12 protein-coding genes and 1 riboswitch are annotated in these 13,434 nt (G+C 54.1%); of the genes, 5 read left to right on the top strand and 7 right to left on the bottom strand.

What is annotated here, in order from left to right:
• Positions 1-335: 335 nt before the first annotated feature.
• From OB13_RS20255 to hpf, 3 genes are all read right to left on the bottom strand, one after another.
• Positions 336-926, bottom strand: a complete 591-nt coding sequence (locus OB13_RS20255) for a DsbA family protein (protein WP_461492001.1) — start codon at positions 924-926, stop codon at positions 336-338.
• Positions 927-1,036: 110 nt separating this feature from the next.
• Positions 1,037-1,819 carry an SDR family NAD(P)-dependent oxidoreductase gene (locus OB13_RS20250; protein ID WP_461492000.1) on the bottom strand — a complete coding sequence of 261 codons (783 nt, stop codon included), beginning with the start codon at positions 1,817-1,819 and terminating at the stop codon, positions 1,037-1,039.
• Positions 1,820-1,912: 93 nt separating this feature from the next.
• On the bottom strand, positions 1,913-2,218 hold the full coding sequence (gene hpf, locus OB13_RS20245) for a ribosome hibernation-promoting factor, HPF/YfiA family (RefSeq protein WP_461491999.1): 306 nt from the start codon (positions 2,216-2,218) through the stop codon (positions 1,913-1,915).
• Between the two features lie 316 nt (positions 2,219-2,534).
• Between hpf and OB13_RS20240 the strand changes: the two genes are divergently transcribed.
• The 5 genes from OB13_RS20240 to OB13_RS20220 all read left to right on the top strand — a co-directional run bounded on the left by OB13_RS20240 (position 2,535) and on the right by OB13_RS20220 (position 7,283).
• Positions 2,535-3,254, top strand: a complete 720-nt coding sequence (locus tag OB13_RS20240) for a hypothetical protein (protein WP_461491998.1) — start codon at positions 2,535-2,537, stop codon at positions 3,252-3,254.
• Between the two features lie 103 nt (positions 3,255-3,357).
• Positions 3,358-3,459, top strand: a riboswitch (SAM riboswitch).
• A 351-nt stretch (positions 3,460-3,810) separates the two neighbouring features.
• Positions 3,811-4,596: a phosphoadenylyl-sulfate reductase gene (locus tag OB13_RS20235; RefSeq protein WP_461491997.1), complete on the top strand. Its 786-nt coding sequence runs from the start codon at positions 3,811-3,813 to the stop codon at positions 4,594-4,596.
• A gap of 7 nt (positions 4,597-4,603) precedes the next feature.
• A complete protein-coding gene (cysD, locus tag OB13_RS20230; protein ID WP_461491996.1) occupies positions 4,604-5,512 on the top strand; it encodes a sulfate adenylyltransferase subunit CysD in 909 nt (302 codons plus the stop codon).
• Position 5,513: 1 nt separating this feature from the next.
• A complete protein-coding gene (locus OB13_RS20225; protein WP_461491995.1) occupies positions 5,514-6,767 on the top strand; it encodes a sulfate adenylyltransferase subunit 1 in 1,254 nt (417 codons plus the stop codon).
• Between the two features lie 102 nt (positions 6,768-6,869).
• Complete coding sequence (locus tag OB13_RS20220; protein WP_461491994.1) at positions 6,870-7,283, top strand: OsmC family protein; 414 nt, start codon at positions 6,870-6,872, stop codon at positions 7,281-7,283.
• Positions 7,284-7,372: 89 nt separating this feature from the next.
• Here the strand turns inward: OB13_RS20220 and OB13_RS20215 are convergent, their stop codons facing one another.
• From OB13_RS20215 to OB13_RS20200, 4 genes are all read right to left on the bottom strand, one after another.
• Positions 7,373-8,539, bottom strand: coding sequence for a trans-sulfuration enzyme family protein (locus OB13_RS20215; protein WP_461491993.1), 1,167 nt, complete (start codon positions 8,537-8,539; stop codon positions 7,373-7,375).
• 69 nt (positions 8,540-8,608) lie between these two features.
• The gene (locus OB13_RS20210) at positions 8,609-10,132 is read right to left on the bottom strand and encodes a TSUP family transporter (RefSeq protein ID WP_461491992.1); all 1,524 of its coding nucleotides are present in this window, start codon (positions 10,130-10,132) and stop codon (positions 8,609-8,611) included.
• A gap of 19 nt (positions 10,133-10,151) precedes the next feature.
• Positions 10,152-10,976, bottom strand: a complete 825-nt coding sequence (gene cobA, locus OB13_RS20205) for a uroporphyrinogen-III C-methyltransferase (RefSeq protein ID WP_461491991.1) — start codon at positions 10,974-10,976, stop codon at positions 10,152-10,154.
• Positions 10,977-11,015: 39 nt separating this feature from the next.
• Positions 11,016-13,121, bottom strand: a complete 2,106-nt coding sequence (locus OB13_RS20200; protein ID WP_461491990.1) for a nitrite reductase — start codon at positions 13,119-13,121, stop codon at positions 11,016-11,018.
• Positions 13,122-13,434 lie beyond the last annotated feature (313 nt).

Below are 13,434 nucleotides of genomic sequence, written 5' to 3'. Positions count from 1 at the left end.
GCTATTACTTTGGCACCTAAATATACTCATTATTTAATATTTAGCCAAATATTCCATTCTTTTGGGTACCTGTTTTACAACATGGGTTTCCATCGGATCAGGTAGCTGATTGGGGTCGTAACAGCGGATAAGAGCCTGATAAAAAAGAACGTACTCCGCCCTGCTGATCAGGCGCCGATACGGGCAAACCGGCCCTACTTTTTATATTCTGATCGCTCTGGGAAGTACGCCGCCCTGACCGGCAGGGTATACCGGAAGAACGTATAACGGGCCGCATAAGGGGGATAAGTACGGCGCCTTTGATTAAGATAAGGTTTTCGGGAAGCCTGTCGGAACTATACCATTTCAAGATGCTGGAGCAGGCGGCCTTCCAGTTCATCCAGTTGGCAGAAACCTTTCACCAGCAATTCGGGCCCCATACCTCCTTCTACAAAAACGCTGGGAAAGTTGGTGACACCGATCATTTGTGCGAATTCAAACTCCTTTTCTGTCTCTTCTATCAGGTCCTCTGCCTCGAAGAGCGTAAAAAACAGGTTTTCTTTGATCCCGAAAGGTCGTATCACCTGGGCAAGCACCAGCGGATCCGTTAAGTTAAGGCCATCGGCATAAAAAGCAGAATGGAGCGCGCGTAGTACTTCCAGCGAAAGGGCTGGCCGGAGCCGGCGCACGACGTGCAGGGCACGGGCAGCGGGCTCGGTATTGTAAACAAATTCCCTGTTGAGAAACAGTCCGTAATTGAAAGGCAGGCTGGTACGTTCCTGTACCCGGTGCCAGCTGACGGCCAGCCGTTCTTTTTCCTCTCGTGTGATCGGCTCCTGCGCATAGGGGTTGAGCCCTCCGGCTATCACCTCTACCGTCAGGCGGCCATGCCAGAGGGCTCTTAAACGCCTGATCACATGCGTAAAGCCATAGCACCACGCACACATTGGATCTGTTACGTAAAGCAAAACCGGGTTATAAGGACTGTTCACCATAGGCAAAAATAGTTGCTTCTAGTTTACCGCACGAAGCGTGTAATAGTTGGGAATATTCAATTTTAGTTGTAAATCATTTTCACTGTCATACCTCCGTCGATGACCAGGTGCTGCCCTGTGATAAACCCTGCCTGGTTGGAACACAGAAACAAAGCAGCCGCTGCAATATCTCCGGGTATACCGACGCGCCCCGCCGGGTGTTGCGCTTTGTCCTCTTTTGTGTGGTTGGGTTCGTAGCGCCCGCTCTCTTTCTGCCAGGGGCCGGTCTCGATCCAGCCCGGAGCAAGGGCATTCACCCGTATGCGGTCGGCTGCCAGACTCACGGCCAGCGCATGCGTCAGGGCTTCGAGCCCTCCTTTGGAAGCGGTATAAGCAAAGGTATCCGGTTCTGACATAAAAGCCCGCGTAGACGTGATGTTCAGGATGGCCGGATGAGCCGCTTTGCGGAGCAGCGGCAGCGCATACCTGGCACAAAGCAAAGGCCCCCGCAGATTCACGGCCAGCATCCGGTCAAAGTCCGCCAGCTGCAGCTCGTCCAGCGCCCCCTGGAAAGGATCGCTGATGCCGGCATTGTTGATGAGCACATCCAGCTGTGGATATTTCTCCCCTACCTTCTCCAGCAGGTTTTGTACCTGTGCCTCCTGCGCCACATCACACGGTATAAACACCGCCTGCAGGTCCTGCGCCCGGAGCCGCTCCAGTGCCTCCTGCCCTGCTTCTTCGTCCTGATCGGTGATCACGACAGTTGCTTTGGCCCTGGCAAACGCTTCGGCCATACCCAGACCGATCCCCTGCGCCCCGCCGGTAATGAGAATGCTTTTGTTCTTGTAATAAGTCTCCGACATACGTTATTTTTCCGGGTTAACCAGCAAACCCGCTGCAAGACCGGGTATACCGGGTGATGCAGCGGGTTTGAGGGTACAACATGCGTTGCGGATTTATCTTTTCTCGAGCTGGCGTCTGAGCTTCTCTTCTACGTTCTTCAATTGCTCATACCAGTTATCTCCGGTATCCTCGGCAAATACGTCATTACCCGGTATACCTACGCGCATACTTACTTTCTTCGAATCAGTCGACTGGTTGGCTTCTTCTTTGAAGTATACATCCACCGAGTCGATCTTTTTGGCGTGGCGCTTCAGCTTCGTGATGGCGTTGCGCACGTTTAGCTGCAGATCATCCGAAATCGTAATGTCTACTGCCTGTACATCTATTTTTATCCCTTCAAAGTTCTCTGTATAGTTCATCTCTTTTATTGGTTTAAGGATGGATGAAATGAGGCCATCACCCTGTGGCGGCAATTGCACCTCTTTTCTGCACCTCTGATTTTAAACGAAAGGTATACGCGAAGGTTAGCCAGCCACGGCAAACTTCGCAGCAGCAGGTATAGCAACATCCAAACCGGCTCTCACACACAAAGGAGTAACATCTCCCTCAGATTCTTCGTTTTTTAGGTAATCAGGCCGCCCGGCAGGTATAGCCGGGCAGCCTGATTACCTATCCGGAAATTATCACACAACTTAGTATCAGTGAAGCGCTCACAACAGCTAATACAGGACGCCTATGCAAAAGCTACCCATCAACTGGCTGACGGAAGGCCTTATCGATTTTGAATATAAAAAATACCTGCTGCTGTCTTACCTGCAGTCCGCCCGGGCTGAGTTCGGGCAGCAGCGCCTCTACCCTGTTTTCTCCGATCTCATCCTGCACTACCGGAACCTGCAGCAGGTAAAAGCGCACAAAAAACTGGTGTATGAAGCCTTTCCGCAACGCATCACCCGGGCCGACTTCGAGAAGCTCGAACTGGTGTATGAGAAAATCGTGGAAGACGATGAAACCATGCAGCAGATCGAGGAGATCATCCAGTTTGCCGCTCCCCTGTTTGTAAACGCGGTGGAGGAAGGCAAGGAGTTGTATAACTTCATCGAAAAGCACCTGGAGGTCAACCCGGTAGGAATCACGCCCATGTATTTTGATGAGGGTTACCTTTTCCTGGATGCTTTCCCGGGCAAGGAAACGCAGGTATACGGTTACCGCATCACGGTATTTGAGAACACGTATGAGAAGTACAGGGGCATCCACACGCAGCTGCTCCGGACCGTACGCCGCGGCCTGACCCAGACGCACGAGAACCTCAAAGTACAGCTGGTGAAGGAAAATCAGGAACTCCCCAACCCTGCTACCTTCGTGGTGGTTGCCAAAGTGCCCTGCCCCCTGGAGAGTGCGCTGCTGCCTATTGCCAAGCGCTCGCTGGTCAAATACGTGGCAACGCTGGCAGCTTAAAGACAGCGTTGCCAAAACATTTTGCACATTTCCTTATCGATTGATTGAATTAATCGATAATATTGTACTTCGGTAACTGTACTGTTTGTACGGAAACAGAAATAATTTATAAAGAAGAGGCGAGAGACTAGGCTCCGTGACCCTCTGGCAACCACCCTCTAGGCAGGTGCCAAATCCTAACCCGAATTGTCGGGATAGATAAATTCAAAAGCATTATGCAAACTGTTATTTCCACATCAACCCAGGATCCTGCTCGTAGTGCTACTACCTGCCTCATCCATTCTTCTGTTTTTACAATGCCAGATTCTCAGCAAAAAGCGCTAAGCTGTTGTTGCTGTTGCATGTGCTAATACATCACATCTCTCTCTAATTTCCGCAACGGCTCTGACCTGCGGATGATCCCTTCAGCTGTTTTTCCTATACCTAGCCTCCTGACCGGGGGCTTACAGCATCGTGTTTCGCTGTATGGGGTTTCCATGGCTGGCTCCATGTGAGGCGCACAGGTATAGCTGAGAGCAGGCAGGGGAAAATCTTTCCATAATTTAACATTGCTTACATGAGTCAGTTACTCACTTTAGAATCCAGGCTACCTGCGTTGTCTGCAGCCCTGGAAGGCAAATCAGTACCGGAAGGGCTGCACTTCCTGGCAACTGAATTTGAGGGCAGCATCGCCTTCTCCTCCAGCCTGGGTATAGAAGACCAGTTGATCACCCACTATATTTTTTCGGACGGGCTGCCGGTGCGGGTATTCACCCTCGATACGGGCCGGCTTTTTAATGAAAGCTATGCCTTGCTCAACCGCACCAATGAGCGCTACGGCCGGAAGATGGAAATCTACTTTCCCAAACACGACGCGGTAGAGCAATTGGTCAATGCCAAGGGCCCGCTCAGCTTTTATAACTCTCTGGAAGACCGCAAAGCGTGTTGCTACGTGCGCAAGGTGGAGCCTCTGAAGCGGGCCCTGCAGGGCGTGCAGCTCTGGATCACCGGCCTCCGGGCCGAGCAGTCGGACAACCGGCAGGGGATGCAACTGCTCGAGTGGGATCCGGGCTTCGGGGTGATCAAGTATAACCCGCTGCTTCACTGGACGCTGGAAGAAGTACGCGAGGCGGTAAAGTACTTGCAGGTGCCCTACAATCCGCTGCACGACAAAGGCTTTGTCAGCATTGGCTGCGCCCCCTGCACCCGGGCGATAGCCGAAGGCGAAAACTTCCGCTCCGGCCGCTGGTGGTGGGAAGACAGCTCCAAAAAAGAATGCGGCCTGCACACACATCAACCGGAAAACCACCCGGCTGAAGAAGCAGTCAGTTTTCCATCACCAAGCAAAGAAGCAATTCAGTAACAGCTATATGAACACAAGATACCTTAATTACCTGGACCAGCTGGAGGCAGAGGCCATTCACATCATGCGTGAGGTAGCAGGACAGTTCCAAAAGCCTGCCCTGCTCTTTTCCGGGGGCAAAGATTCCATCACCCTGGTACGCCTGGCTGAAAAGGCTTTCCGGCCGGGCAAATTTCCTTTTCCGCTGGTGCACATTGATACCGGGCACAACTTTCCGGAAGCCATCCGCTACCGGGACGAACTGGCCGGGCGCCTGGGCGAAAAACTGATTGTGCGCCAGGTAGAGGACACCATCCGGAAACAAAACCTGTCGGAGCCGACCGGCCGCTATGCCAGCCGCAACGGACTGCAAACCTATACCTTGCTGGAAACCATTGAGGAGTTTGGCTTTGACGCCTGCATCGGCGGTGCACGCCGCGACGAGGAAAAGGCCCGCGCCAAGGAGCGCATCTTTTCGGTGCGGGATGAGTTCGGCCAGTGGGACCCCAAGCGCCAACGCCCTGAATTGTGGAACATCTACAACGGCCATATCCAGAAAGGGGAAAACGTGCGCGTGTTCCCGATCAGCAACTGGACCGAGCTCGACGTGTGGAACTACATCCGGCGGGAGAACATCGCCTTGCCGGAAATATACTATACCCATGAGCGGGAATGCCTCATACGGGATGGTAAGCTGATGGCGACCTCCAACTTTATTTACCGTGATCCGGAAGACGTGGTGGTGACACGGAAAGTACGCTTCCGCACGGTAGGCGATATGACCTGTACCGCTGCGGTTGAGTCGGTGGCCTATGACACGGACAGCGTGATAGCCGAGATCCTGGAGTCAAAACTAAGTGAACGTGGTGCTACCCGCATCGACGACAAAATGTCGGAAACGGCGATGGAAGACCGTAAGAAAGGAGGATATTTTTAACATGGATATATTACGATTTATAACCGCCGGCAATGTGGACGACGGCAAAAGCACCCTCATTGGCCGGATGCTCTACGACACCAAACAGATCTACCTCGACCAGCTGGAAGCCATTGAAAGCTCCGGTCGTGTCAACGAGGACGGGGATATAGACCTTTCGCTGCTGACGGATGGCCTGAAGGCGGAACGCGAGCAGGGCATCACCATCGATGTGGCCTATAAGTACTTCAACACCGATAAGCGCAAATTTATCATAGCGGATGCACCGGGGCACATCCAGTATACCCGCAACATGGTCACCGGCGCCTCGAACTCTAACCTGGCCATTATCCTGGTAGATGCCCGCAAAGGCGTGCAGGAGCAGACCCGCCGTCACTCCATCATTTCCTCGCTGCTGGGTATACCGCATCTGGTCATCTGCATCAACAAGATGGACCTGGTGGGCTATGACGAAGCTATCTACAAGGAGATCGTGGCAGACTATACCCGGTTTGCCGGGAAACTGAACGCGAAAGCCATTTCGTTTATACCGGTGAGCGCCCTGAAAGGCGACAACATTGTGGATGGCTCTGACGCGATGCCCTGGTATACCGGACCAAGCCTGCTGCAGCACCTGGAGGAAGTACCGGTTTCGGCAGACTTTAACCTGGAGACCGCCCGTTTTCCGGTGCAGTACGTTATCCGTCCGCTCACGGCCGAGTACCACGACTACCGGGGCTATGCCGGCAAAGTGATCAGCGGCACCTATCGCAAAGGCGATAAAATAAGCGTGCTGCCATCCGGTCAGCATTCCGTGATCAAGTCGGTTGAGATTGCAGGCGCAGAACTGGAGGAAGCGTTTGCGCCTATGTCGGTAGTGGTGCAGTTGGAAGACGAACTGGATATCAGCCGGGGCGACGTGATTGTGAAACAGGAGAACCAGCCCGAACCTGTACAGGAATTTGAGGCGCTCGTATGCTGGATGCACAACAAGCCCCTCAAGCCGGGTGCCAGGCTGTTGCTCCGCCACAATGCCGCCGAAGTACGAAGCGTGGTCAAGGAAATCCAGTACAAAGTGGATGTAAACACCCTTGACCACCTGGAAGACATTGACCAGGTACAGCTCAACGACATTTGCCGGGTACTGATCAGAACAGCTTCTCCGCTCCTGCTCGATACCTATGACCAAAACCGCTCCAACGGGGGTTTTATACTGGTGGAGGAAACGTCATTTGCCACCGTAGGTGCCGGCATGGTAGCAGAACTGGCAGACTGATTTTATTGATCCCCTTCAAGCAAAATCCCCCACCCGCCCGGTAAAACTTGCAGGTGGGGGATTCCTTTTTTATTTTCGAACTTTAGAAACCAAGACCATCGCATGGAAATTAACCTAACCAGAATAGATCAGGATTTTCACTTTGAAGCAAAAGGTGCCGCCGGCGTAGCCGTGAATATAGACGGCGCCTCGGAGATAGGCGGGCACAATGCCGGCGCACGCCCCATGGAGCTCCTGCTCATGGGCCTGGGGGGCTGCAGCGCCATCGACATTATCCTGATCCTCAAAAAGCAACGCCAGCCACTGGAGCGTTTTGACATCAAGGTAAGCGCTGAGCGGCAGAAGGTGGAGGAGTTCAACCTCTTCAGCAACATCCACATCCACTTTATACTGGGCGGACAACTCGACGAAGAGAAAGTGAGCAAGGCCATTGCCCTCTCACTGGAAAAGTACTGCTCGGTGGCCGCTATCCTTTACAAAACAGCTACGATCACCCACTCCTTCGAGCTGGTGTAACACCTACTGACTACCAGAACCAAACAGGCCGCTCCTGCATTCGTAAAAGCGGCCTGTTTGGTTTTGAGCTGATCCTATACCTACCTTGGCTATACCTGAGCCAGTGCCTGCTGTACATCTGCTATTACATCCCCTACATTCTCCAGCCCGACCGATATACGCACCAGCCCGGGGGTGATGCCGGTCGCCTGGCGCTCCTGCTCGGTCAGCTTCGAATGCGTGGTGGATGCCGGATGCGTCACGATGGTGCGGGTATCCCCGAGATTGGCACTGATGCTCACCAGCTGCAGGTTATCAATAAATCGCCTGGCTGCTTCGTAACCACCTCTGACCGTAATGGTGATGATGCCGCCTCCCTGCCGCATTTGCCGTTTGGCCAGTTCGTACTGCGGGAAAGACGCCAGGAACGGATAGCGCACCTGCTCCAGCGCGGCATTTCCTTCCAGCGCCTGGGCCAGCTTCAGGGCGTTTTCACAATGCTTTTCCACACGCAACTGGAGTGTCTCCAGGCTCTTGGACAGCACCCAGGCATTGAAGGCAGACATGGCAGGACCGGTATGGCGTGAGAAATACCGGATCTCTGCGATCAGGTCTTTGCGTCCTACGGCTATACCTCCCAGCACGCGTCCCTGCCCGTCAATATACTTGGTGGCAGAATGAACTACGATATCCGTGCCGTAATCAACCGGGTTTTGCAGAATGGGCGTGGCAAAGCAGTTGTCGACTACCAGGATCAGGTTGTGTCTGCGCTTGAGCTCCCCGAGCCACTCCAGGTCGATGAGCTCCAGCCCCGGGTTGGAAGGCGTTTCGATCAGGATCAGCTTTGTCGCCGGCGTGATCAGTTTCTCCCACTCATCGGGCTTAGCAGCATCGGCATAGGAATGCGAAATGCCCCACTTGGGCAAGATGTTGGTAAGAAGCTGGTGGGTGGAGCCGAAAACAGAGCGGCAGGCCAGCACATGATCGCCGGACCTGAGCAGGGCGGCCAGGCTGGCAAACACGGCCCCCATACCGGAAGCAAAGGCAATCCCCTCCTCCGCTTTTTCGAGGTAACACATTTTGGTTAAGAGCTCATCCACATTGGGGTTGGAGTAGCGCGAGTACACATTTCCTTCTTCTTCTTCCGCAAACACGGCACGGGCCTGCTCGGCGCTTTCAAAAACGTAGCTGGACGTCAGGTATAGTGGGACTGAATGCTCCCGGTTGTGCGACTTCGGGGCCTGCAGCCGGATAGCGTTGGTTTCGTTCGTAGACATTATTTTTTTGAGCTGTTGTATGAAGGCAGCAGCGCCCGCAGACGCTGCCGCCGGGATTGAGGTTTTGTTTTAAACTACAGCCATCACAATCAGGCGCAGGCTGACGATGATCACGACTATACCTACAAACACCATCATGGTTTTGACGGGCAGGCGCCGGGCCAGCAATGCTCCGATAGGGGCTGCGATCATACCGCCCAGTACCAGACCCAGTATGATCTGCCAGTGCGTGAGCCCGATCAGTGTGATAAAGGTAACCGAACTGGCTACCGATACAAAGAACTCCGCCAGGTTCACCGAACCAATGGTATACATCGGGCTGCGGCCTTTGGCAATCAGCGTAGAAGAAACGATAGGTCCCCAGCCGCCTCCGCCGATGGCGTCGAGCAGGCCACCCATGGTAGCCAGAGGAGCAATGTTTCGCACCGGCTTTTTCTTCACCCGTTTCACCAGCGCTTTTTTCAGTATCAGCAGCCCCAGTACCAAGGTATAACAGGCTATCAAAGGTTTGATGATAAAGAGATATTCCTCGAGATTGTAAAGCAGGTACGCCCCGATGATAGCCCCTACCACACCCGGCAGCACAAGGGATTTGAAGAGCTTGCTGTTTACGTTCCCGAACCTAAGGTGCATCAGCCCGGAAACCCCGGAAGTGAAGATCTCGGAAGCGTGCACGCTGGCACTTGCCGCTACCGGCGATATGCCGAAGCTGAGCAGGAATGTTGTGGCGCTGACGCCATAGGCCATCCCCAGGGCACCATCGATCAGCTGCGCTACAAAACCTGCCAGAATAAAGATCAGAATCTCCGAATCAACCTGCGCGGCTACTTCCCAGGCCAGTTTGCCCCAGACTTCGAAGGGAATATAGCTGAACAAGAGGTGGCCCGTCACCATCAGGGCAAGAGCGGCCAGGGTATAGATCAGGGTCCGTTTCACATGAAAGCGCTTCCGCTTCTTTGCCGGCTGCTGCGGACTTACCAGCACCTGCGTGATCTCGTCGAGCTTCCGTACCTTGTCCGAAAAATCGCCTGCCAGGGTAGCGCGTATCTTCGTCAGATTGGCCAGCACCTGCTCCAACTCTCCCGGCAGGGTATCGTGCAGCACCTCCTTCACCCGTTTGGCTACCGTGGGAGATTTTCCGTTGGTCGAAATTGCCAGCTTCAGGCTTCCCTTTTGCACAATGGAGCCCAGATAAAAGTCACATTCCTGTGGCGTATCGGCTACGTTGACCAGTATTTTGTGTACCCGCGCCAGGTCCCGGATAGCTTTGTTCAGGGGCTTTTCATTCGTAGCGATCAGCACGATATCTTTTCCTGGCAGGTCAGCTTCCTCAAACCCGCGCAGGCAGAGCGTCAGGTTCGGATGCTGCTCGGCTAAGGTATAAATCTCATCCCGTATCTCGGGGGCTACCAAAGTGATGGCTGCCCCCGGGCTGTTCCGGAGAATGGCCGACAGTTTTTCCAGCCCTACCAAGCCCCCTCCCACTACCAGCGTCTGCAGTTCTTCCAGCTTGAGGAAGACAGGGAAAAGCGGATTCTGCACTTGCTCAGCCGTTGCTGCCGGCACAGGTACTACTTCTGTTTCGATGCTCATATTCTGCTATACCTTCGACCTACTGTGCCTGCAGTTGCTGCCCCACACTGAACTCCCGTGCGTAACGTAAAGCCGGATGGTAAGCCACGACTTCTCCGATGATGATGATAGCAGGGGCACCCACACCTTTTGCCCGCACCCGCTCCTCAATATTGTGGATGTTGCCGATCGCCATCTTTTCATCGGGCAAAGAGCCGTTCTGGATGACGGCCACCGGTATATCCGCTTTGCCGGCTTTCGAAAACGTTTCCACGATCTCAGGCAGTTTGCTAATGCCCATCAGGATGATGACACTGGCGTCCGAGGCAGCGGCCAGTGGGATGTCTTTTGATAATTCGCCGGAACTCGTGGTACCCGTAATCACCCAGAAGCTTTCGTTCACGCCGCGTAAAGTTAGGGGAATTTGCTGCAACTCAGGCACCGCAATGCTGCTGGAGATGCCGGGTACTACAGATGTCGGTATGTTGAACTTATCGGCATGGGCCAGCTCTTCGTAGCCCCGGCCAAACACGAAGGAATCTCCTCCTTTCAACCGCACCACGTGCCCATAGGTATAGGCAAGATCCACGATCAGGTTGTTGATGTCCTCCTGCTTATAACTGTGCGCCCCGGCACGTTTGCCCACATATATTCTAGGCACTTGGGCCGGCACATACTGCAGCAGTTCAGGGTTAACGAGCGCATCATAGAGCACTACGTCTGCCTTCGCCAGCGCCTTTATACCTTTCACGCTGATCAGATCGGGGTCGCCGGGACCTGCGCCGATCAGGGTTAATTTTGGTGGATGATAGGTTGTATGTTGAGTCGGCTGTGCGCCTTTTATTTCTTTTCTTCTTGATGCCATGGTTGTTGAATTTTGAATGTGTGAAGGAACGTATCCTTACTATTTGACCAGCTTCCTTTCTGCTCTGAGGCTGGTCGCCTGCTGCAAGAACTGCAGCGCCCGGGCCAGGTATTCCCGGGCAAAAGCCTCTCCCGGCTCCTGTTTGTTCAGCTGCAACACAACACTTCTGAAGTCAGGAGAAAAGCTAAAATCTCCGGTTACCACATAGTGTGTATCAAAGTCGCTGAGGATACCATGCTGCGTATTACAGGTCACTCCTTTGTCGAGTAGCAGCGCTTTGGCCGTGCTGATGAAGGCGGTATACCCATAGTAGAGGGCGTCGGCAAAGCGCTTGTCTTCCAGCGCCTCTGCTGCCCACTCCAGCTTCTCGTCTGACTCATAGAGGAGGGTTGCCACCAGGTCTATCATCACCCCGGCACATTCGCCTACCCCAATGGCTGTTTCAAAGGCGCCTTCGTGTCCCCAGTCGATCAACCCTTCCGGCTGCAAGGTGCTCAGGTCGGCCAGCGGCTTGAGCAGCTGGAAGAAATAGTTCTTGCCCTGCCTGTCGTAGTAGTGGAAGAAATTCTCCCCTTCCACTTTGTTCAAGGTATAGTCGTTGATGACGCGGCGCAGCACCTCCGGCCCTCGCTTGCTGGGCACCTTGATCACTTTTTGCGCCACACGGCCCTCGCCGTTGCCCAGGGTGCCACCACCCAGCAGCACCTGCAGGGCGGGCACCACCCGGTCGCCGTTCTTAAGGGAGGAGCCATGAAAGCCCAGACTGCTCATGCCATGCTGTCCGCAGGAGTTCATGCAGCCGCTGATCTTTATTTTCAGGTCTTTGTTGAACAGGAACTCCGGGTACTCTTCTACCACTACCTGCTCCAGCACTTTCGTAATGTTGGTGCTGTTGGAGATGCCCAGGTTGCAGGTATCTGTCCCAGGGCAGGTGGTAATATCGGCCAGGCTGTCGTACCCCGGACTGGCCAGCCCAAGCTCCTGCAAGCGGAAGAAGAAGTAAGGTAAATGCGCTTCCTTCACAAATTTGAGCAGCAGGTTCTGTCCCTGTGTCACCCGGATGTCATCGGCCGCAAAGGCATCTACCAGCGCTGCCAGTTCCCGCGCCTTGTCGCTGCTGATATCGCCTGTCGGCACTTTGATGTAGATGCCGTAGTAGCCCGTTTGCTTTTGCCGGTATACATTGGTCTTGAGCCAGGCATGGAATGTATCGCTATCGGTGATGTGAAAGGCAGGCACCTCCTGCGGGGCAGGCAGCTCTGGCACGTAGCCTTCTTTTTCCACGACCTCGTAGGTATGCACTTTCAGAGCTTTGGCTTCTTCCTCTACCAGGCGCAACACCTCGGGCAGCCCCAGCTTGTTGAGCAGGTACTTAAAACGGGCCTTGTTGCGGTTGTTGCGCTCGCCGTACCGGTCAAAAACGCGCAGTACCCCTTCAATGAGCGGGATCAGCTGATCTTCGGGCAGAAACTCGTAGGCCACTTCCGCCAGCAAAGGCTGCGCGCCCAGGCCACCGCCTATCAGCACCTTAAAGCCACGCACCGGCACGCTCTCCTTCTCTTCTACCCTGGGTATAAAGCCCAGGTCGTGGATGTAGGTCAGGGCATTGTCCTGGTTGTTGGATGAGAAGGCGATCTTAAACTTGCGCCCCATGTCCTGGCAGATCGGGTTGCGCAGGAAAAAGCGGAATGCAGCGTCGGCGTAGGGCGACACGTCAAAAGGCTCTAGCGGATCTATACCTGCCTCGGGCGAGGCCGTGATGTTGCGCACCGTATTCCCGCAGGCCTCGCGAATGGTGATATCGTCCTGCTCCAGCTCTGCCCACAGTGCTGGGGTACGATCCAGACTGACGTGGTGCAGCTGTACATCCTGGCGCGTGGTCAGGTGCAGGTTGCCGGTAGAGTATTCGTCTGAAATGGCAGCAATGCGCAGCAGTTGTTTGGTCGTGAGTCTGCCAAAAGGCAGCTTGATACGCACCATCTGCACACCCAGTTGGCGCTGCCCGTATACACCGCGGGCCAGGCGCAGGCTACGGAACTTGTCTTCGTGCAGCTTGCCTTCGCGGTACAGACGTATTTTTTTCTCCAGATCGATTATATCTTTTTCGACTAGCGGATTTTCTAGTTCGGTTCTGAAACTTTGCATAAACTGAAATAATAAGAATGGAAACAGGTGCCGCAGCTGCTTTGCTAAAAAGCCGGATGCAGCACAACCAGTGATAGAGGGGAGAGCGGGAGGTTGTGCCTAACAGGCGCAACAACAACAGCACAGGTGCTGGACGGAGAGACATTCTGCAACCATTTCCGGTTGCAGCGGATGAGAAGGGTGCTTGGTATAAGGCTCAAAGAGGCCAGGCGCAGTGTTTAGGTCTGCGCGATCGTTGATAAAAGCCTGATGAGGTATAATAGCTATTGGCATGGCTGTTCTGCGGGAACCGGCAGCGCAATACAGGAGTTCG

It is taken from the genome of Pontibacter sp. HJ8 (assembly GCF_054824225.1).
Note: the sequence above shows the minus strand (reverse complement) of the source record. Positions and strands in the feature narration are given on the sequence as shown.